Here is a 21856-nt window from a genome sequence, read left to right as displayed (position 1 = left end):
CAGTCACGGCAATATTTGCTCCGGCGATTTCCAGCCAAGCCGTCAGCAGTGTGCCTTACAAGTGGGACAACGTGGTAATTGGCGGTGGCGGAGGATTCATGCCGGGCATAATTTTCAATGAAACGGAAAAGGATTTGATTTATGCACGTGCAGATATTGGAGGTGCATACCGCTGGGATCCTTCGACCGAGACATGGATTCCTTTGCTGGACCATTTCCAAATGGATGAGTACAGCTATTACGGAGTTGAAAGTCTTGCAACTGACCCTGTAGACCCGGACCGTGTTTACATAGCAGCAGGTATGTATACCAATGACTGGCTGCCCAATATGGGGGCAATTCTTCGTTCAACGGATAGGGGAGAAACGTGGGAGAAAACCATTCTGCCTTTTAAGATGGGAGGAAATATGCCTGGAAGATCCATGGGAGAACGCCTGGCAATTGACCCCAATGACAACAGTATTTTATATCTTGGAACTCGATGCGGAAACGGACTGTGGAGGAGTACCGACTACGGTGTGACCTGGTCCAAAGTAACAAATTTCCCCAATGCGGGAACATATATTTACGATCCGAATTTTGATTATACCAAAGATATTATTGGAGTAGTGTGGGTTGTTTTTGACAAGAGCAGCAGTACACCCGGCAAACCTACTAAGGATATATATGTTGGTGTAGCCGATAAGGAAGAGAGCATTTACCGCAGCACAGACGGAGGTGCTACTTGGGAAGCTGTTCCCGGACAGCCTAAGGGATTACTTCCTCATCACGGAGTTTTGGCATCCAACGGAATGCTGTTTATAACTTATGGCGATACCTGCGGTCCTTATGACGGCAACGGAAAAGGTCAGGTTTGGAAGTACAATACCCGTACCGGACAATGGATTGATATTAGTCCGTTACCTTATTCAAGCCAAGACAATCGTTTTTGTTTTGCCGGACTTGCGGTGGACAAGCAGAATCCTGACAATCTTATTGTAACTTCAATGAACGCATGGTGGCCGGATGAATTTATTTTCCGCAGTACTGACGGAGGAGCTACATGGAAAAACATCTGGGAATGGGCATTCTATCCTGAACGTATACTTCATTATGAAATGGATATCTCTGCGGCACCGTGGCTGGATTGGGGAACTGAGAAGCAGCTGCCGGAAATTAATCCGAAGCTGGGATGGATGATAGGTGATATAGAGATTGACCCGTTTAATTCCGACCGTATGATGTATGTTACCGGTGCTACCATCTATGGTACGGACAACCTCACCGATTGGGACAAAGGCGGAAAAGTAAAAATCGAAGTAAAAGCGACAGGAATTGAAGAATGTGCAGTTTTGGATTTGATAAGCCCACCGGAAGGTGCACCGCTTGTGAGTGCGGTTGGAGATATTGTTGGTTTTGTTCATGATGATTTGAAGGTAGGTCCGAAGAAATTCCACGTTTCTTCTTATTCATCAGGTACAGGAATTGATTATGCTGAGCTTGTTCCGAATTTTGTGGCTTTAGTTGCAAAGAGCGATTCCTACGAAATTAAAAAGATTTCCTTCTCTTATGACGGCGGAAGGAATTGGTTTCAGGCACCTAGCGAAGCTCCAAACGGTGTGGGCGGCGGTTCGGTTGCCGTTTCAGCCGATGCAAAATCGGTTATTTGGACACCGGAAAATGCAAGTCCCGCAGTTACGACGGACAACGGAAACTCATGGAAGGTTTGTTTGAATCTCGGTAACGGTGCTGTAGTAGCATCTGACCGTGCGAACGGTAAAAAATTCTATGCTTTCTATAACGGCAAATTCTTCATAAGCACAGATGGCGGATTAACCTTTACCGACACAAAAGCACCGAATCTTCCCGAATCGGTTAATAAAGTAAAAGCCGTACCGGGCAAGGAAGGACATGTATGGCTTGCTGCAAGAGAAGGCGGATTGTGGAAGTCCACAGATGGTGGAGCTACATTTGAAAAAATCTCCGGTGTTCAGACTGCACATGTGGTAGGATTCGGAAAAGCAGCACCGGGACAGGATTATATGGCAATTTACATTACCGGTAAGGTTGACGATGTTTTAGGATTCTTCCGCTCCGATGATGCCGGTAAGACATGGGTACGCATCAACGACGACGAGCATGGATACGGCGCTGTTGATACTGCGATAACAGGAGACCCGAGAGTTTACGGACGTGTATATATTGCCACTAACGGAAGAGGTATTGTTTATGGAGAACCGGCTTCAGACCAACCGATACCTACTCCAACCCCAACTCCTGTTAAAGGCAAGGTGGGTGACTTGAATGGTGACGGGAAAGTAAATTCAACAGACTTTAGTTTGATGAGGAGATATATTCTCAAGGAGTTAAACGATTTTCCTGTTGAAGACGATATTTGGGCTGCAGATATAAACAACGACGGAAAGATTGATTCTACCGACTTATCATATTTAAGGAGATATATACTCCGGATTATTACAGAGTTACCCAATAAATAATGAGGACATTGACTATCTAAAATATCGTATTTACCCTGCAAAGATTTCTTTGCAGGGTTTTTTTAAAAAAAGTTCTCAATTTCGAATAAGATTTGGGTTTGGAAGTGGATAATAATGAAGAATATACTTGTGACATTGTATTTAATTATCTAAAGCCTTAAAAAGCAATGCGAAAGAGAAACTTGATGTTTTTTTAAAAGAATCAACAGAATTGCATTAAATGCGTATGATAATATAAAAGAATACTATGAATTTAGGCATTTTACCGGTGAACTTCAAGCTAAGTCCCATAGAGGTAAGTTTCATTCTTTCTACAAACATTACGAAAAATAGGCGATAAATATAGTGTATTGATGTTTTTTGCATTTATTATTAGTAAATCAAGGGGCTGAATCCTGAATGTGGTCAAGGATAAAATCTATTATAAAATTTTTATATCATAGAGTCGTTCTAATATCTTTGGCAATAGTGATACAATTGATTGTCTTAATAAATGTTATATTGAAGTTCAATGACTATTTCGTATTCTTTTATTGGGCAAGCCTCATTATGAGTGTAGTTGCAGTATTCTGGATTGTGAACGGCAAGAGTAACCCCTCTTACAAGATTGCCTGGATTATTCCGATACTTTTGTTTCCTATTTTCGGAGGATTGTTTTACATTTTTTTTTTTGGAGGGAAAAAGCTTAGTAGGTATGAAAAGGAAAAGTTGAGGTCCATTGGGTTCAAAGTAAAAAATGCCCTGGTACCGGACCCAATGGTTTTGAGCGAAATTATGCTCCATGACGACGGTGCGGCTGTTCAATCAAGGTATATTCAAAATATAGCCTACTATCCTCCCCACAAAAATTCTACCGCAGAGTATCTTTCCATCGGAGAGAAAAAATTTGAAAAGCTTAAGGAAGAGCTTAAAAAAGCGGAGCATTTTATATTCATGGAGTATTTCATTATTGAAGAAGGTATTATGTGGAACAGTATATTGGATATACTGGCAGAGAAAGCAAAAAAAGGTGTAGATGTTCGTATTATTTACGACGATATGGCTGTCTCTTGCTTCTGCCGCGAAATTACAACAAAAAGCTTGAGAGCATGGGCATCAAGTGTTGTGTATTTAATCCCATATCCCCGATATTGTCTGCCAGGATAAATAACCGGGACCACCGGAAAATAGCAATAATTGACGGGCATACGGCATTTACCGGGGGCATTAACCTTGCGGACGAGTACATCAATGAAGTAAAGAAGCACGGGTATTGGAAGGATACCGCTATAATGATAAGAGGGGAAGCAGTATGGAACATGACGGTAATGTTTTTGTCCATGTGGGATTATCTTAGTGGAATTGATGAGGATTTTGACAAGTTTCGCTATAAATTCACAATCAAAGACCAAATCTACGATGGGTATTTTCAGCCCTTTTCGGACAGTCCCTTTGACGATGAGACCGTTGGAGAAACGGTTTATTTAAATCTCCTGAACAAAGCAAGGAGATATGTTTATATCACTACCCCCTATCTTGTTATCGATTATAAAATGACGCAAGCATTGGCATCGGCAGCAAAATCCGGAATAGATGTGCGGATTATAACTCCCCATATAGAGGATAAATGGTATGTCCATGCCGTTACAAGGGCAAATTATCGCTTTTTGGTTGAAAGCGGCGTAAAAATCTATGAGTACACACCGGGATTTATCCACTCCAAAACTCTGGTTTCCGATGACGAATATGCAGTTGTTGGCACGATAAATATGGACTACAGGAGTTTTTATCTGCACTTTGAGTGCGGTGTCTGGACATACAAAAGCAAAAGCGTGCTTGACATAAAGGGAGATTTCTTGAGCACCCTTGAGGTGTGTACGGAAATAACAATGGATATGATTAACAAAACAAAATGGTACAAAACCTTGATGGGTACCCTTCTGCGTATTTTTGCCCCCCTTATGTAGAAGATTTACGGAAGTAGTCAGGCTGTAAAGAATATAAACATAAATATTTGTGACAGACAAGTAACAGCACTGATAGGAGCTTCGGGATGCGGTAAATTCACTTATAAAAGACTCTTTACATGATGAATGATCTGATGTCTAATGTTAAAATTACGGGAAATGTTTACTTTGACGGTTTGAACGTCTCCAAGGAGTATGATATAGTGGAATTGAAAAAACGCTATTATTACTTTAAAAAAGTGGTATATAGAGCGTGAAAAAAATCTTTAGGGATTAAGGCGTTATTGATGAACTGGAGAAAAAGATTGAAAGGCGAAAGATTTGAGGACTATAGGCGCAGCTTTAAAGATTATTATTGATGCTTATGTTAAGCAATATATGGAACAAGGCATAATAGGGAGGACAAACTACAGGAAGGTGCAGTGTATGATATGGCAAAAAAGTTAATTTATATAGTTGAAGACGAAAAACATATTCAGGAGCTAATCAGATTTAATCTTGAAGAGAACGGATACGAGGTAGAATGTTTTGAAGATGGGGAAACCATGTTCGAGGTTGCGGAAAGAAAAAAGCCGGATCTCTTTGTTTTGGATATAATGCTTCCGGGTATGGACGGATTTGAAATTTGCAGGCGAATTAAGGAAAACTATGAGCTCAAGAAAACACCGATAATTATGCTGACTGCCAAAAATGACGAGTTGGACAGGGTTTTGGGTCTTGAACTCGGGGCAGATGATTATATTTCAAAGCCCTTTAGTGTCCGGGAATTTATTGCAAGGGTAAAGGTTGCCTTCAGAAGACAGGCGGATTCTTTTGAAAACGACATTAAAAGAGTTAGTGTCGGGAGAATATCGATAGATTTTGAAAGACGGGAGGTCTACAAGGATAGTCAAATAATTGATATGACCTTTAAAGAGTTTGAGCTTTTGAAGCTGCTCATTATAAATAGGGGCAAAGTTCTTTCCCGGGATATGCTCCTTCAGAAAATTTGGGGATTTGACTTTATTGGAGAAACAAGGACTGTGGACGTACACATAAGGTATCTGAGACAAAAGATTGAGGATGACGGCAACAATCCAGTATACATAGAGACTGTAAGAGGTATAGGTTATCGGTTTAGTGATAAAGAGGCTTAGGGAATAGTTATGAAAAAGAAGATTTTTAAATACTATTTGTTTTTAATTCTTATAATTTTATCATTCACAGTTATTTTTATTCCCCAGATTTCGAAGAAGTTTTACACTCGGGAAGTGGAAAACAAGCTGGAAAGTATAGCTTTTTCAATTGAGTATTATTTGTTGAATATAGGCAAAAATCACGAAATTGACTATGACTTTATTGCAAAGGATTATGCCCAAAAGCACAATCAAAATTCCACCTTTGAGGGTGAGGAGCTAAGGATTACCTTTATTAGTTTTGAGGGAAAAGTATTGGGTGATTCTGAGGCAAATTTCAATCAAATGGAAAATCACTTGCTAAGAAAAGAGATTCAGGAGGCCATTAAAGGGAATGTTGGGAAGGATATCCGCAGCAGCAGAACTTTAAAGCTGGATTTACTCTATATGGCAATTCCTGTGGAAGAATTAGATATAATTGTCAGGGTTTCTGTTCCGCTTATTCAGATAAAGAAAATTGACAGATTAATTTGGTTCTATTCCGTATTGATTTTTATTGGGGCTTTGATAATAGCAGTGATTGTATCTTTACGGATAGCAGGACTGGTAATTCGTCCTTTAAACGATATTATTTCGGTATCGAAGGAGATAACAAACGGCAACTATTCCAAAAGAATTGCGCTAAAGTCTAAAGATGAGCTGGGCCAACTTGCCGTCCATTTTAATGAGATGGCTTCAAAGCTTGATAAGACCATATTTGATTTGAATACAAAAAAATAGAGCTGGAGTCTATTGTCGAGAGTATAACAAATGGAATCATTGCAGTGGACAACAATAACAAAGTAATACTGATAAATCCCGCAGCTTCCGGTGTTTTTAATTTGGATGCCGATGCAAAAGTTGTGGGTGACGATATTAAACATCATATCAGAAATAATCAAATAAACCTTCTTTTGAGAGAGGCTATCGAGAAAAACAAACCACTGGAATCGGAGGTTATTATTGATGACAGAGTGCTTTTGGTAAGCACTTCCCCCATTAGACCCAAAAACAGCGACCTTGACAATTCCGGAGGCATTGTATTTATTCAGGACATAACGAAAGTAAGGAAATTGGAGCAGCTTCGAACTGAGTTTGTTTCCAACGTTACCCATGAACTCAAAACACCGATAACATCAATCCGGGGGTTTATCGAGACTCTTAAAAACGGCTCTATCAATAATCCCGTGGTAGCAACAAGATTTCTGGAAATTATCGATATTGAAGCAGAGAGACTTCACGAATTGATTAATGATATTCTATTGTTGTCAGAGATAGAGACAAAGATGAAGGACACCAATCTGGAAAGCTTTGACCTAAAAATCATGGTGGATGACGTGTTTAAAGTTATGGAGAATATTGCAAAGGAGAAGAGCATCAGCCTGATTAACGAAGTAAAGGACGAAATATTTATGAAGGCAAACATAAACCGGATGAAGCAGCTGGTGATGAATCTGGTGGATAACGGAATAAAGTACAACCGTCAAAACGGCACAGTATTGGTTGACGGGCACAGGGAGGAAGGAAAGGTTGTTATTTCTGTAAAAGATACAGGAATAGGAATTCCCCAAGCCCATATACCGAGAATATTTGAACGCTTTTACAGAGTGGACAGGGGAAGGTCCCGTGGTATGGGCGGTACCGGGCTGGGACTTTCAATAGTGAAGCATATTGTGAACCTTTACAACGGAGACATAAAGGTGAATTCCATTGTTGGCGAAGGCACCGAGTTTATTATAAAAATCCCGCACCAGGAATAGGCGCGGGTACTGTTATATAATTTGAGATATTGTGTTGTTTATTATATTTAATATTTCCGGTTTAAAATCATTTATAAAAAAGTGTCCCCCGTCAAATTCAAAGAAATTGCATGATTTGTCGGTACATTCTCTCCATCTGCCCAGAACATCGGGATTGGCAAGCTTGTCCCATTTACCGTTTAATACGGTTATGTCACAGTTTAGCTTAAATCCGTCGTCAGTATGCTTGTATAATTCGACAATCCGGTAATCGGCCCTTATAATAGGCAGGAAAAGAGACAGCAGTTGCTGGTTGCTTAAAATCTCATTATTCATTCCTCCAAATTCCTCAAGCAGCTTTATAAATTCGCTGTCCGACAGTAAATGGTTTTGAGTTTTCGAAATTATAAAAGGAGGCATTCTTCCCGAGAAGAAGACATGCTCCGGTTCGCGCAATTTAAGCATTCTTGCTTTTCGCACCAATTCATAGGCAAGGATGGAGCCCATGCTATGACCGAAAATACAGTAGGGAGAGTCGCAAAGTTCGTTTTGAATCCGTGGGAAAATATCCTCTATGACTTCTTCTATACTATTATATAAAGGTTCGTTAATCCGTCTGCCTCTTCCGGCAAGATCCAACGGTCTAAGTTCTATTTTATCACTCAAATATTTCTTCCAGCCTATGTATGCGGCAGAAGAACCGCCGGCATAGGGAAAGCAAAACAGCTTTATTTTATTCAAGGGTTATTCCTCCAGACATCTATTCGATTTATTTGGCTGCTTAAGAATACAGCACAAATTGATTATACTATAAAAAAATCATTTAGTGAATTTATTTGCCGGAAAGTCTACGGGCGAATAATTCATTTGAAATTGCAGTCTGAAAAATTTCTAAATTGCGAAAGATTTCTATTGACAATTGGAGAAAAATAAATTAATATTTATATTAAGTATATTGATATCCAAAGACAATGAAGGGAAAAAAATGTACTTGATTGTCCCAGAGAGTCGGGTAGGTGGGAGCCGGCACATTAGAGTACATATATAGCTCATCCCGGAGTTTCAATCCTGAAAAAGCAGTAGGGATTGACGTTAACTACGTTACAGTTTGGTACAAATAAGTACCTAAAAATGAGGGTGTGACTTTTATGTCATACCGAATCAGGGTGGTACCGTGGAGAATACCCTTCGCCCCTGCGTATTTTGCAGGAGTGAAGGGTTTATTTAATTTATACAAGTAAATAAATAGTTCCGGAACGTAATTTTTAATTATATTAATAACCGAAAGACGATGAAGGGAAAAAAATGTACTTGATTGTCCCAGAGAGTCGGGGTAGGTGGGAGCCGGCACATTAGAGTACATATATAGCTCATCCCGGAGTTTCAATCCTGAAAAAACAGTAGGGATTGACGTTAACTACGTTACAGTTTGGTACAAATAAGTACCTAAAAATGAGGATATGATTTTTATGTCATATCGAACCAGGGTGGTACCGTGAAGTTGACCCTTCGCCCCTGCACATCTTTGCAGGAGCGGAGGGTTTTTTGCTAAAGAAAAACGTTGAAGATAATTAAAAATAATTGTTTGTTTTAAGGAGGGCATCAAAATGAGAAGAATCAGAATTTTTGACACAACTTTAAGAGATGGAGAGCAAACACCGGGAGTAAATCTTAATATACAGGAAAAAGTAGATATTGCAAAACAATTGGCACGCCTTGGAGTAGATGTTATTGAGCCGGGTTTCCCGTTGACATCTCCGGGTGACTTTGAAGCTGTGCAGAGAATTGCCAGAGAAGTTGAAGGGCCTTATATATGCGGCTTTTCAAGGGCAATTATAAGGGATATTGATGAGACTTGGAAGGCGATAAAAGACGCCCAGAAAAAGTGCTTCCACATTTTTATATCCAGTTCCGACATTCAAATAAAGCATCAGTTGGGAAAAACGGAGAAAGACGTCCTTGAAATTGTAAAAAACACTATATATCATGCAAAGCAGTATACCGACGAGATAGAGTATTCGCCGATGGATGCATCAAGGACCAGAATGGAGTTTTTGTATGAACTTATCGAAGCTGCAATAGACAACGGTGCCACAGTTATAAACATTCCGGATACTGTTGGATATTCCACTCCGATTGAGTTTGGTGAACTTATAAAAAGTATTAGAAGCAATGTAAGAAATATTGACAAGGCTATAATAAGCGTCCATTGTCATAATGACTTGGGTATGGCGGTGGCCAACTCTGTTGTTGCGGCTATGAATGGCGCCCAACAGATAGAATGTACCATCAACGGTGTGGGTGAAAGGGCAGGAAATGCTGCTTTGGAAGAAGTTGTTACCCATATTGAGGCAAAGAAGAATTACTTGGGATTTGAAACGGGAATTGATCTTTCGCAATTGTATAAGACAAGTAAAATTGTTAGCAAATACATGGGATTGCCTATACCGGTGAACAAACCTATAGTTGGTAAAAATGTATTTACCCATGAGTCGGGAATACATCAGGACGGTGTGCTTAAAGAAAGATCAACTTATGAGGTAATCGATCCGAAGGTTGTGGGAAGAGATGACAGTACTATTCTTCTTGGCAAGCACTCGGGAAGACACGCTCTTAAAGTTGAAGCTCAAAAGCTCGGATATGACTTGGATGAGGAGCGTCTCACCAAACTGTTTAGTGATTTTAAAAAGCTTACCGACATCAAAAAGAATATAACTACAGCAGATTTGGAGTCTCTTATAATTGAATCTGCTGCAAAAGCTGTGGAAGAGACATATGTGCTTGAAAAGATAAGAGTTGTGAGCGGTAACATTGAAACACCCAGTGCAAAAGTGGTGGTTAAAGACTCAAACGGGAACATGCTCGAAGCTGAGCAGAACGGAAACGGACCGGTAGATGCTGTTTTCAAAGCTATAAGTTCTGTTATTAAAGAGTCAAATAATCTTACATTGTACAAATACAGTGTATCGGCTGTAACAGAAGAAATGGATTCATTAGGAGAAGTTTCCGTAACCCTTAAGGAGAATGAAAGATTATATACCGGTGTAGGTACACATACCGACATAATTACTTCAAGTGCCATTGCCTACATTGACGCAATTAATAAGTATATTGCCGCAAAAGAGAAAGCAAATAATTAAAAATATAAAAATATAACCTTAATCAAACGCTAAAACTTTTTGAGACGCAAAACCAGCCTTCATATCCACTGTTTTCTTTGACAAAAACGGATGGAATGAAGGCTGGTGTTTCATTTTAAAGTAAAGGATTTCTGTTGTTCATCCATGTTATTATATCTTGTATTACCTCATTCCGGTTGAGTTCGTTCACAAGCTCATGCCTTGCATCCTCATAGAGTTTGTATGTAACATCCTTTATTCCCATTTTTTCATATTGCCTGGCGAGTGCCGGGATGTCGCTTCCCCAGTGGCCTACAGGGTCTTTATCGCCGGAAATGATAAAAATGGGGGTGTTTTTTGGTATTTTTTCTATGTTTTCTTTTCTGTGCACTTCCCTGATACCGCATAAAAACTCATAAAAGAAATTGTTTGAGCGGGGGATGCTGCAAAGAGGGTCGTTTATAAAATTCCGAACTGTTTTTTCATCCCTGCACAGCCAGTCAAAGTTGGTTTTCGGACTGTCGATTCTACTGTTGAAACCTTTAAAAATCATTTTATTTATATAATAACTTTTCTTTCTGTCCACACCTTTATTTATGAGCCTTTTAATTATAAGAATCCCTGCTTCAACAAGGAACTTTTCATAAACTCCGGTTCCTGCCAGAATAGCACCGTCAATCCGGTTGGGATATTCGTAGAGATATTGCCTCAATAAAAAGCTACCCATGCTGTGTCCGAAGAAAAACACCGGGATATGGGGATTTTCTTTGCGGATAATCTCTGTCAGATGCCAAGAATCTTCCACCATCAGATTCCAGCAGTTGTCCCCAAAGGAAGCAGGTTGATTTAAAGCTTTGGCAGTTTTTCCATGGCCCCTGTGGTCGTTGGCATAAACCGCGTAACCGGATTTTAAGAGGTCCTTTGCAAAGTTTTCGTATCTGCCTGCATGCTCTCCGATACCGTGGGCAATTTGAACAATCCCTCTAATAGTGCTTTTTGGAACCCATTTGTAAACGAAAATGTCAATATTGTCTCTGGCCTTAAAGGTAAAGGTTTGAGCAATCATAAGGATACCTCACTGAAATTTTAATTTTCAAAATGCCGGTTCATATATATCAATTTCTATGTTTTATAACCTTTGTTTTTATATTTCCAACGGTTTCAATCAGTTTTTCCCTTGTGTTCATTTCAGGATTGTCAATTACGATATTATAGAGTTCTCTTAGAATTATTCCTATTTCTTTGCTCTGTTCAAAACCCATTGCAATAAGGTCGTCTCCGTTTAGGGCAAGGTCCTTTAGGCTTAGGATTTGTCCTTCTTTCTCAAGATTAAAAAAGATTTCCCTTATTTTTTTCAGTGCGTCAAGTCTTTCATCCAGAAACTTGGGGTTTTGTCCCTTTTTATCTGCTTCCTGAACCTTTAAAAGGTCTAAAAAAATCTCTTTGCCCACAGCGCTTACAGCTTTTCGTACCGACTTGTAATGCGGCTCTATACGCCGGTCGTGATGCTTTACAAGCCTTAGAATTTTGTTTATGGTCTTGTTGTCAAACTTAAGCCTCTTCATAATTTTCTCTGCAATATGCATGCTTTCTTCCGGATGGCCGTAAAAATGGTCAATTCCGTTTTGGTCGGTGGTTTTGACAACGGGCTTTCCTATATCGTGAAAAAGCATGGTCCATCTTAAGACAGAGCTGTTTTCAACATTTGATACTGTTTCTAAAATATGCATTCCCACGTTATAAACATGATAGGGATGATTTTGCTCCGTCTTGAAGCATCTTTCAAACTCCGGAAGTACATACCTAAGAAGGCCTGTTTCTTTCAAAATCAGAAAATTCTTGGGTCTTTCAGAGGTCAATATTTTTGACAGTTCATCCCGGATTCTCTCCGGCTTATTCTTTGTATCAATCGGCAGTTTTCTTTTATGGTCAAAAGAACCGCGCTATCAATTTCAAACCCTAGTGTTGAGTTTAAGCGTATTGCTCTCAACATCCTTAGGGGGTCTTCACGAAACCGGTCTTCGGCAGAGACTACAGCACGTATGATGGATCTTTTCATATCCTGTATACCTGAAAAAGGGTCAATTATACCCTCTTTTGGATGATAAGCTATTGCATTTATTGTAAAATCCCTAAACCCCAGGTCCTCCTTAATAGTAGCAGTTTTGACGGACGATGGTGCTCTGAAAGAGGTAATTTCATAATTGCAGCCGTTTATGACCGCAGTAACCGTTCCGTGTTTAATGCCTGTCTCAATGATTTTGCCGAACATGAGCTTTACATCTTCAGGCTGTGCATCGGTAGCGATATCCCAGTCCGAGGGTTGTTTACCTAAAAGGACATCCCGGACACAGCCTCCCACTATATAAGCTTTAAACCCTTTTTTGTTGAGGGTATCAATAATATATTCCACATCTTTAGGCATATTGATTTCACTTTTACTGTTCATTGCTTTCTCCTCGTGTGAAAAATCTTATATGTAATTATTATACTATATATTTTGCAATAAGCATTTTCATTGACTTCGGATATCGTAAAACATATAAATATTTTTTCACGGGATATTTATATGGTATTCATTTTTTTGTTTCTTGAAATACATATTTTGGTAACCGATGTATACGAAAATAGTTGACTAAAGATTTTAAGATTGCGTTATTTGGTCCAATAATTAAAAAAAGACCCCGTGCATTCCAATGAGAGAAGGGAGAATGCAACGGGATTTAGGGGAGTAACTTTTAATAAAATTACTATAATCAATATACATCAAATTGATAAAAGATGAAACACAACGTGAGAAAATCACAAAATTCGACAAAATATTTAACAAAAAAGCATCAAAACGAAATTATGTTAATTTAGGAAATGTCACAGATAGTTGATTTTTTAGTTAGAAAAAGGAAACTATTGGGTAGTATAATAAACAAAAGTTTAAAAAATTTATTGAAAACTCAAAAATCTTTAAAATTACGATAGGAATTGTGAAACAGCAGGATAAACGAAGAAAAATCCACCAATAAACGTCTTTGAAAGAACGTAAAGACCCTGCAAAAAAAAACCTCATTTATAATGAGGAAATAAGAGTATCAAGAATCTCAATTTAATTATAGCATATATTCATGCTGAGTTCTATAGTTTTTTTCATTTGTGTTACAGAATTATTAAATTTATGTTAAAAATAAAAAGGTTAACGTATCAGCAAGGTTCTTGACTGTTTTTGAAAAAGCTGATATTGTAATCTCAAAGGAATTTGTTTTTTTAGAATTTAACAGGAGTTGAGGCGGTTTATGAACTCTAAAATCAGAGATGAATTGACGGATAAGCTTTTTGAGGCCATTCTGCTCCTTGATAATATAGAAGAGTGTTATGATTTTTTTGAGGATATTTGCACTATTTCTGAAATAAAGGCTCTTGCCCAGAGGCTTGAAGTTGCAAGGATGCTTAGGGAGGGCAAAACATATACGGAGATAAGTGAAAGGACTGGAGCGAGCACTGCCACAATAAGCAGGATAAACAGGGCGTTAAATTACGGTGCGGATGGTTATAAGACCATTCTTGACAGGATGTACAATAAAAAATAAGGGCATTTGCTTAAATGGAAAAAGCTGCATTTTACAATACGGTTGATTATGCTTTTAAAATCGGATATTATTACATTATTGCAATAATAGATATATTAAAAGAAATATAGAGGAAGGTAAAAATGTTCAGAAGGCTTTTTATCAGCTTGCTGATTTTGTCGGCGTTGACTTCGGACGGAACAGTAAATATAGCCGGATATCTGATTGATCTTTATCAATATGACGGGATAGATCCGGATCTTATTATATTGGAAGGCAATATGCCCGAAGAGGTTGCTCTTGAAGATACCGGGGGCAGTGATTTGCTTTATCCCGGTGCTTGTTGCATAACTTATTCGGACAGTTCGGAAGATGACGAAAAAACCAAATATAGTTTTGTGCTTTTTAGCAGTGAATACGATTATAATGCCTTTTTATATATTCCCTCAATACAATGGATGGAAGCGAATAGTCTCTATTTTTGTGTTGACGAGGATATAAGTCTTTATATGTCGGATTTGTCTCCTCCTTGTGTTTAGAACTCATATCGTCGGATAAGGGTACTTTTCTTGAGATTTTAAAGAGGACATTTTAATAGTGTTTATGTGGGGTGGTAGCTTGCTTTATCTAACTGTCATGCTTCTAGCCTTTATTTTAGCGCTGGCAGTCCAAGGAATGGAAGGAAAGTCTTGTGGTTTTTTGATATCAAACTTCGCAAGACGTGGCTGGCAGTGGTTGCCTTTGTCCTGCAGACTGTAACAAGGCTTTTGGGAGTTTGCGGGGTGGAGAGTGCCGTAAAATACAGCTTTATTATTCAGACTTTGGTATTTATTTTATTGTTTCTCTGTTTCTGGTTCAATAGAGAGTATCTCGGCCTGTGTTTTGTCGGTCTTGGAGCGTCCATGAATGCATTGGTAATGCTTATAAACGGCGGAAGGATGCCAGTGAGCTTGAGGCAATGCAAAAGGCCGGTGTTAAGGAAGTAACTGAAATGATTTTGTCCGGCGCTGACAACAAGCATGTAGTTATAAGCAGCACCACAAAGCTTAAATTTTTAGCCGATGTTATATACCTGCCCGGGTTTATCGGAAAAGGAATGGGAGTAGTAAGTATCGGAGATCTGGTTGTGGCATTGGGATTGTTTATATTCATCTTTGAGTTGTTTACGTATCCGTTGATGGCATTAAAAAAGAAAAATGAAAAATAATATATCTGGAGGTTTTTATATGCTTAAAGTATTCGAAAAGATATTTGGAAGTTATAGCGATAGAGAGCTTAAAAGGATTAAGCCTATTGTTGATAAAATAGAAGAGTTGGAACCGGAAATTCAGGCACTGAGCGACGAACAGCTCAAAGCCAAGACACCTGAGTTTAAAAATAGGCTAAGTCAAGGAGAAACTTTGGATGATATTCTTCCGGAAGCTTTTGCAGTGGTGAGGGAAGCTTCAAAGAGAGTTTTGGGGATGAGGCATTTTAGAGTCCAGCTTATCGGAGGAATTGTACTTCATCAGGGAAGAATAGCGGAAATGAAAACCGGTGAAGGTAAGACCCTGGTTGCGACTTTGCCGGTATATCTGAATGCCCTTGAAGGAAAAGGCGTGCATGTTGTTACCGTAAATGATTATCTGGCAACCCGTGACAGTGAATGGATGGGAAAGCTGTATAACTTTTTGGGATTAAGTGTAGGACTTATTGTTCACGGACTTACCAATGAACAAAGAAGAAGAGCCTATAGCTGCGATATTACCTATGGGACCAACAATGAATTCGGCTTTGATTACCTAAGGGACAACATGGTTATTTACAAAGAAGATATGGTGCAAAGGGATCTTCACTTTGCCATCGTGGATGAGGTTGACAGTATTTTGGTGGATGAGGCCAGGACACCTCTTATTATCTCCGGAGTCGGGGACAAATCCACAGACCTTTATTCCAGGGCCGATGCCTTTGCAAGAAGGCTTAAAGTAAAAGTGTTTACGGAGCTGGACGACAAAGAACAGACAGATGATATTGAGGCCGATTATATTGTGGATGAAAAGGCCAATACGGCAACTTTGACAGCCAGTGGAGTGAAAAAGGCAGAAGAGTTTTTTGGTGTTGAAAATCTTTCGGATCCGGACAATATGACCATATCCCATCATATAAACCAGGCGTTGAGAGCCATGGCTCATGAAGAGGGACAGGGACTATGTAGTAAAAGACGATCAGGTAATTATCGTAGATGAGTTTACCGGACGTCTGATGTACGGAAGAAGATACAGCAACGGTCTTCATCAGGCTATTGAGGCAAAAGAAGGGGTAAAGGTTGAAAGAGAAAGCAAAACCTTGGCCAGCATTACATTCCAGAATTACTTCAGAATGTATAATAAGCTGTCCGGTATGACAGGTACGGCTCAGACTGAAGAACAGGAATTTCGCAGCATCTATAACATGGATGTTATTGTAATACCTACAAACCTGCCGGTAGTGAGAACAGACCATCCTGACAGCGTATACAAAAATGAGAGGGGTAAGTTTAATGCTGTCATAAATCAAGTAGTTGAGTGCAACCAAAAAGGCCAGCCGGTGCTGATAGGTACCATATCCATTGAAAAATCCGAGCTTTTGAGTTCCATGCTTAAAAGACGGGGTATTACTCATCAGGTGCTGAATGCCAAATACCATGAGAAGGAAGCTGAAATAATTGCCCAAGCCGGAAAACTGGGGGCTGTTACCATTGCCACCAACATGGCCGGCCGCGGTACCGATATTTTGTTGGGCGGTAATCCTGAGTTCATGGCTAAACAGGAAATGAGAAAGAAAGGTTTTAGTGAAGATATTATCAATCAGGCTACAGGATTCAATGAAACCGATGATTTGGATATTATTGAAGCGAGAAAAGTATTCCGCGAGCTTTATAATGGATTTAAGAAAATTACCGATGCTGAAAGGGAAAAGGTTGTTGAAGCAGGCGGATTGTTTATTATAGGTACCGAGAGACACGAATCAAGGCGTATAGACAATCAGCTTAGGGGACGTGCGGGACGTCAGGGAGACCCTGGAGAATCAAGATTCTATATATCCCTGGAAGACGACCTTATGCGTCTGTTCGGTTCGGACAGACTCATGGGAATGGTAGAGGCTCTGGGCTTGGAAGAGGATCAGCCTATTGAGCATAAGATGCTGACCGGCGCTATTGAAAACGCGCAAAAGAGAGTGGAAGGCAAGAACTTTGCCATAAGAAAGAATGTCCTCGAGTACGATGATGTTATGAACAAACAGAGGGAAATTATCTATCTCAGAGAAGAAAAGTAATTAAACGGTGAAAACATTAAGGAAAGCATCATAAAGATGATGCAGGGTATAGCAGACAATATTGTAAATCTGTTCTGCAGTGAAAACCCCCATCCGGATTTCTGGGATTGGGAAGGCATAATCTCTTATACTGAGAAGGCTTATGTTCCGGAAGGAACCTTGAACTTCTCCAGAGAAGAGATGGAAGATCTTAATAAAGAGAAGCTTAGAGAAAAAATACTCGACAGCATGCTCAAAAGATATGAGGAAAAAGAACAGGAGTTCGGCACAGAGCTTATAAGGGAGCTGGAAAGAGTTGTTCTCTTGAGAGTGGTGGACCAGAAATGGATGGATCATATTGACGACATGGAACAACTGCAGCATGGGGTAAGGCTTAGAGCCTATGGACAGAAAGACCCTGTCATAGAGTATAAGTTTGAAAGCTTTGAGATGTTTGAGGAAATGAACAGAAATATTCAATCGGATGTGGTAAGAATAATACTCAATACGCATATTGACCGCAACCGCATGCCGCAGCGTGAGAAGGTGGCAGAACCGGTAACAGCCTCTCACGGAGTAGATGTGAAAAAGCCTGTGGTAAGGAAAAGCAAGATTGGACGAAACGAGCCTTGTCCATGCGGCAGCGGAAAAAAATACAAAAAATGTTGCGGAATTGATGATTAGTCTTAACTTTTAGAGAAGCAAGGCAAAAGGGGTTTTGCAAAAAAGGCATAAACCCCTTTTTGCAAAGCTTTAGCGGCGAGAGGTATAAATTTTAAATGGAGGAGCAAATTATGAACTATGAACAGGCGTTGGAATATATCCATGGGACCTATAAATTTGGAATTAAGCTCGGTCTTGACAACATTCGGAAACTACTTGAGCTGATGGACAATCCTCACAAGAAACTTAAATACGTACATGTTGCCGGGACGAACGGAAAAGGCTCAACAGTTGCATTCATCAGCAGTATATTAAAAGAGTCGGGCTATAAAGTTGGCATATATACCTCGCCGTATATTGAACGTTTTACAGAAAGGATTAAAGTTAACAATGATGAAATTTCAAAGGAAGATTTGGCAAGAATCACCCGTTATGTAAAGGAAAAGGTTGAGCTGATGATTTTAGAAGGAGGAAATCATCCTACCGAATTTGAAATAGTAACGGCAATTGCTTTTCAATATTTTTATGAAAAAAACTGCGACATTGTTGTTCTGGAGGTAGGGCTTGGAGGCAGGTTTGATTCTACCAATATAATAGATGCTCCTTTGACGGCAGTTATAACCACAATAAGTTATGACCATATGGCGCAGTTGGGAGACACGCTGGATAAAATAGCTTTTGAGAAGGCTGGAATTATAAAAGACGGCACCGATGTAGTTCTGTATCCTCAAGTGCCGGAAGCCGGCAGAGTTTTTGAAGATATCTGCCGCAAAAAAGATGCCCGGCTCCACAGAATGTCTTTTGAGTCTATAAACATGAAAAACGTTTCGATAGAGGGACAGGAGTTTGACTATGGGCGGTTTAAGTCTTTAAAGATAGGACTTTTAGGAGAGCATCAGGTAAAAAATGCTGTAGTGGCTCTCGAAGCGGCTTTGATTTTGGAACAAAAAGGCTATGACAGAATTTGCGAGGATTCGATAAGAAAAGGACTGGCTTTTGCAAAATGGCCGGGAAGGCTTGAAATTCTTAGAAAAGAACCGATATTTTTAATTGATGGGACTCACAATCTTGAAGGAGCCCAAACTCTTTCAAGGTTTTTGAAAACATATTTTCCCTGCAAAAAAATAGTATTTATTATGGGTGTTTTAAAAGATAAGGATTATAAGTCAATAATTGAGGTATGTGCACCTCTTGCAGAGGATATAATTACTGTGACACCCAATAACGATAGAGGTTTACCTGCCAAAGAGCTGGCACAAAGTCTGGAAGGCTATTGTAAAAATGTATTAATTAGTGATACAATTGTAAATGCAGTGGAAAAAAGTCTCAAGATTACTCCAAAGGACGGACTGATTTGTGCCTTTGGCTCGCTATATTATATTGGTGAAGTGCGAAGCATGTTATTAAGCCTCGAATAGTGGATTGGGCAAGTTATAAAGCATAAAAATTAATGCGGGGGTTAATTTTATGATGGATTTTAAAAATGAGCTTCAAAATTATTCAATGATTGATTTGGATAGGTTATCCGAGACCAACCCGAACATGCCTGATAATATTAAAAACTCTATACAGCTTTATAATAAAGCTTTAGAGGATTTTCGTGCAAAAAGCGAGGATATTGCCATAATAGAGCTTAAGAAAGCTATTTCTTTAAATCCTGATTTTCATGAAGCAATGAATTTATTAGGTATATTTTATATGTATATCGGAGAGAACGATAAAGCTGCAGAGACTTTTCAAAAGGTTATAGATGCTGAAAAGAACAGTGTAATGGCAATAAAATATTTAAAGGAAATTGACTCTAGTTATGAACCTATTGCAAATAAAAAGGAAAAGAGCAGAAAGGCAAAGGAAAAAAGAGGAAGGAGCAGAGGGGCAAATCAGCTTTCGGAAGGAATTGTAAATAGAAGCACCACCTCTTTTTCTCTTAAGAAACTGTTGAAAATTTGGGAATACAAGCCCATGGATACGGCAAGATTGTTTATAGGACTTTTAATCGGTGCTCTGCTGGTTTTCCTCCTAAGTTACAAGTATTATTTTAGGGAGGAAAATAATGAGCAACTAAATCAATTAACGGCACAATACAATGATCTTATTGAACAAAGGGATGAAATCGAGCGAAAGTACAATGAATTAAATGAAAAATATCAGGGATTAAACGGTACATTTGAAGAGGTGAAAAAACAGGTTGACTATTATATGAACGCTTCAAAACTCCTTCAAATTGAGAAACATGCTTCTCAAAACCAATATCGCGAAGCGGCGGATCTGATATTGCTATTGAAAAACACCAACTTTACAGGGGTAGAAAAGGAAAAGTTCGACAAGTTGTCTCAGGATGTTATGCCTAAAGCTGCTCAAAATGAGTATAATCAAGGAAGGGAATTGTACAATAGAAAGAATTATCAGGAAGCTGTTGAGAAATTTGAAAGGTCTCGCTCTTATAGTGATAATTGGAGATATGCGGTAAATAATCTATATTATCTTGGAGTGTGCTATCAGGAACTAAATAACAACACAAAGGCTTTGGAAATATTCCAGGAAGTAGTCAGCAAATATCCTGCAACTTCCTATGCAGGATACTCAAACGACCGTATAAATTTTATACGGAGCAGCCAGCAGTAAAGACGGTTAATATTTATTGATTTTAAATAATATATATAACATAGTTATATTCCTTTGAAAGGCAAATCTAGCATGAATGAAGACATAAGGCTGGCAAATCTTGTATTGGGAGGCGGAGGAGTACGGGGCATTGCATATATAGGAATGTATGAAGTGGCAGAAGAGAAAAGTCTCTATTTCAAAAATATTGCCGGGGTATCTGTAGGAGCCTTGGTAGGTGCTTTTATCGGTGCCGGATACAATTCTGTAGAATTAAGAAGAATTCTGTATGATTTTGATTTTGAAAAAATAAAGCTAAGGGATATTTCCCGGGAAATACCGGCGGTTAAAAAATATATGGAATATACTTCCAGAAATACGTTTCAGAGGGATAAAAGCTTTAAAACCTTTCTAAATATGCGTTGGGCAGAAAGTGATAATAATTCAGCAAAGAATTATAGATTTTTTGAAACAGATGAGGAATTTACCGGGTACAGAAGGGACCTTTTAAAGAATATTGTAACCTACAGTAAACAAGGGAGCCTCTTTGACGGAGACTATCTTGAAGAATGGGTATATAAAATACTGAGAAAAAGAGGCATAAAAACCTTTGCGGATTTGAGATTGGGCAAACCCGACTGGTCAAATCCCAACGGGTACAAGGTCAGAATGACGGCAGTGGATGCAAACCGCGGGAGGATTGTGGTTCTTCCGGATGATATTTCCTATTACGGCATTGACCCGGACCGGCTTGAAGTCGCAAAAGCTGTGAGAATGAGCACAAGTGTTCCCTTTGCTTTTAAGCCGGTGGAAGTCTTAAAAAAGGATGGCAGCAGTATAAAAAAGCATTACTTGATTGACGGCGGAGTATTGGACAATTTACCCATATGGCTTATCCAACCTTCCATGTCAATTCCGTTGATTGCCTGCGAGTTAAAGGGAAAGGAAAAATTGATTAATGTTATGACTCCTTTTAACATACTAAAAGGACTTATATCTACTGTACATGATTTCGGAGTCCCTGACATAAAGCACTACAAAAACAGCTATCTTGTAAGAATATATACAGGGGACATTTCTTTTTTGGATTTTGAACTTAGCGACAAGGAGAAAAAATATCTGATTGATGCCGGAAGGTTGGCTGCACTTTATACATTTCAAAGGGTTTTCCGGCCAAAATACATGCAAAGATGCGGCTTATTTTGTGTCCTAAGAAGGATTTTGGGATTGCATAGTTGATTATAGTTATTTTAAAGATTTGTAGAAAATATTCTTTATTTTTTTTCAAATTTATTATATTATTAAAATTAGTGAACAACCT

General features: G+C 39.0%; 13 protein-coding genes, 4 pseudogenes and 2 other annotated features. Of the genes and pseudogenes, 14 read left to right on the top strand and 3 right to left on the bottom strand.

What is annotated here, in order from left to right; genetic code table 11:
- Positions 1-50: 50 nt before the first annotated feature.
- The 6 genes and pseudogenes from JCM21531_RS01685 (at position 51) to JCM21531_RS20020 (ending at position 7337) form a co-directional block, all read left to right on the top strand.
- Positions 51-2477, top strand: coding sequence for a dockerin type I domain-containing protein (locus JCM21531_RS01685; RefSeq protein ID WP_243467055.1), 2427 nt, complete (start codon positions 51-53; stop codon positions 2475-2477).
- 399 nt (positions 2478-2876) lie between these two features.
- Positions 2877-4423, top strand: a pseudogene (gene cls / locus JCM21531_RS01680) (cardiolipin synthase).
- A gap of 119 nt (positions 4424-4542) precedes the next feature.
- On the top strand, positions 4543-4680 hold the full coding sequence (locus JCM21531_RS19440; protein ID WP_175577007.1) for a hypothetical protein: 138 nt from the start codon (positions 4543-4545) through the stop codon (positions 4678-4680).
- 174 nt (positions 4681-4854) lie between these two features.
- Positions 4855-5559 (top strand): response regulator transcription factor, encoded by a 705-nt coding sequence (locus tag JCM21531_RS01675; protein WP_038286925.1) that lies wholly within the window; start codon positions 4855-4857, stop codon positions 5557-5559.
- A gap of 9 nt (positions 5560-5568) precedes the next feature.
- Positions 5569-6318: a HAMP domain-containing protein gene (locus JCM21531_RS20025; protein WP_243467054.1), complete on the top strand. Its 750-nt coding sequence runs from the start codon at positions 5569-5571 to the stop codon at positions 6316-6318.
- A gap of 44 nt (positions 6319-6362) precedes the next feature.
- On the top strand, positions 6363-7337 hold the full coding sequence (locus tag JCM21531_RS20020) for a sensor histidine kinase (protein WP_243467053.1): 975 nt from the start codon (positions 6363-6365) through the stop codon (positions 7335-7337).
- 12 nt (positions 7338-7349) lie between these two features.
- On the opposite strand, the gene JCM21531_RS01665 is transcribed toward JCM21531_RS20020, so the two are convergent.
- Entirely contained in the window at positions 7350-8057 is a 708-nt protein-coding gene (locus tag JCM21531_RS01665) for a thioesterase II family protein (RefSeq protein WP_038286923.1), read from the bottom strand.
- 221 nt (positions 8058-8278) lie between these two features.
- Positions 8279-8515: a binding site (T-box leader), on the top strand.
- 83 nt (positions 8516-8598) lie between these two features.
- Positions 8599-8836 (top strand) — a binding site (T-box leader).
- A gap of 87 nt (positions 8837-8923) precedes the next feature.
- Here JCM21531_RS01665 and JCM21531_RS01660 point away from each other — a divergent pair.
- The gene (locus JCM21531_RS01660; protein ID WP_038286921.1) at positions 8924-10456 is read left to right on the top strand and encodes a 2-isopropylmalate synthase; all 1533 of its coding nucleotides are present in this window, start codon (positions 8924-8926) and stop codon (positions 10454-10456) included.
- A 115-nt stretch (positions 10457-10571) separates the two neighbouring features.
- Here JCM21531_RS01660 and JCM21531_RS01655 read toward each other — a convergent pair whose 3' ends face one another.
- Positions 10572-11501, bottom strand: coding sequence for an alpha/beta hydrolase (locus tag JCM21531_RS01655; RefSeq protein ID WP_038286919.1), 930 nt, complete (start codon positions 11499-11501; stop codon positions 10572-10574).
- A 49-nt stretch (positions 11502-11550) separates the two neighbouring features.
- Positions 11551-12884, bottom strand: a pseudogene (locus tag JCM21531_RS01650) (CCA tRNA nucleotidyltransferase).
- Between the two features lie 838 nt (positions 12885-13722).
- On the opposite strand from JCM21531_RS01650, the gene JCM21531_RS01645 reads away from it, so the two are divergent.
- From JCM21531_RS01645 to JCM21531_RS01615, 7 genes and pseudogenes are all read left to right on the top strand, one after another.
- Entirely contained in the window at positions 13723-14016 is a 294-nt protein-coding gene (locus JCM21531_RS01645) for a YerC/YecD family TrpR-related protein (RefSeq protein WP_038286917.1), read from the top strand.
- Between the two features lie 122 nt (positions 14017-14138).
- The gene (locus JCM21531_RS01640; protein WP_038286915.1) at positions 14139-14534 is read left to right on the top strand and encodes a hypothetical protein; all 396 of its coding nucleotides are present in this window, start codon (positions 14139-14141) and stop codon (positions 14532-14534) included.
- Between the two features lie 192 nt (positions 14535-14726).
- Positions 14727-15202 (top strand): annotated as a pseudogene (locus JCM21531_RS24215) (DUF5317 domain-containing protein).
- Between the two features lie 19 nt (positions 15203-15221).
- A pseudogene (secA, locus tag JCM21531_RS01630) lies at positions 15222-17952 on the top strand (preprotein translocase subunit SecA).
- 110 nt (positions 17953-18062) lie between these two features.
- The gene (locus JCM21531_RS01625) at positions 18063-19349 is read left to right on the top strand and encodes a bifunctional folylpolyglutamate synthase/dihydrofolate synthase (protein ID WP_038286914.1); all 1287 of its coding nucleotides are present in this window, start codon (positions 18063-18065) and stop codon (positions 19347-19349) included.
- A gap of 49 nt (positions 19350-19398) precedes the next feature.
- Positions 19399-20556, top strand: a complete 1158-nt coding sequence (locus JCM21531_RS01620) for a tetratricopeptide repeat protein (RefSeq protein ID WP_038286913.1) — start codon at positions 19399-19401, stop codon at positions 20554-20556.
- 72 nt (positions 20557-20628) lie between these two features.
- Positions 20629-21774, top strand: a complete 1146-nt coding sequence (locus tag JCM21531_RS01615; protein WP_038286911.1) for a patatin-like phospholipase family protein — start codon at positions 20629-20631, stop codon at positions 21772-21774.
- Positions 21775-21856 lie beyond the last annotated feature (82 nt).

Origin of the sequence: Acetivibrio straminisolvens JCM 21531, assembly GCF_000521465.1 — a bacterium.
GTDB lineage: Bacteria > Bacillota > Clostridia > Acetivibrionales > Acetivibrionaceae > Hungateiclostridium > Hungateiclostridium straminisolvens.
Note: the sequence above shows the minus strand (reverse complement) of the source record. Positions and strands in the feature narration are given on the sequence as shown.

Bases quoted from the DNA above. Each gene is read 5' to 3' on its own strand.
- JCM21531_RS01620 (WP_038286913.1), top strand. From the start codon at position 19,399: ATGATGGATTTTAAAAATGAGCTTCAAAATTATTCAATGATTGATTTG.
- JCM21531_RS01625 (WP_038286914.1), top strand. From the start codon at position 18,063: ATGAACTATGAACAGGCGTTGGAATATATCCATGGGACCTATAAATTT.
- JCM21531_RS19440 (WP_175577007.1), top strand. From the start codon at position 4,543: ATGATGAATGATCTGATGTCTAATGTTAAAATTACGGGAAATGTTTAC.
- JCM21531_RS20025 (WP_243467054.1), top strand. From the start codon at position 5,569: ATGAAAAAGAAGATTTTTAAATACTATTTGTTTTTAATTCTTATAATT.
- JCM21531_RS01655 (WP_038286919.1), bottom strand. From the start codon at position 11,501: ATGATTGCTCAAACCTTTACCTTTAAGGCCAGAGACAATATTGACATT.
- JCM21531_RS01645 (WP_038286917.1), top strand. From the start codon at position 13,723: ATGAACTCTAAAATCAGAGATGAATTGACGGATAAGCTTTTTGAGGCC.
- JCM21531_RS01675 (WP_038286925.1), top strand. From the start codon at position 4,855: ATGGCAAAAAAGTTAATTTATATAGTTGAAGACGAAAAACATATTCAG.
- JCM21531_RS01640 (WP_038286915.1), top strand. From the start codon at position 14,139: ATGTTCAGAAGGCTTTTTATCAGCTTGCTGATTTTGTCGGCGTTGACT.
- JCM21531_RS01660 (WP_038286921.1), top strand. From the start codon at position 8,924: ATGAGAAGAATCAGAATTTTTGACACAACTTTAAGAGATGGAGAGCAA.
- JCM21531_RS01615 (WP_038286911.1), top strand. From the start codon at position 20,629: ATGAATGAAGACATAAGGCTGGCAAATCTTGTATTGGGAGGCGGAGGA.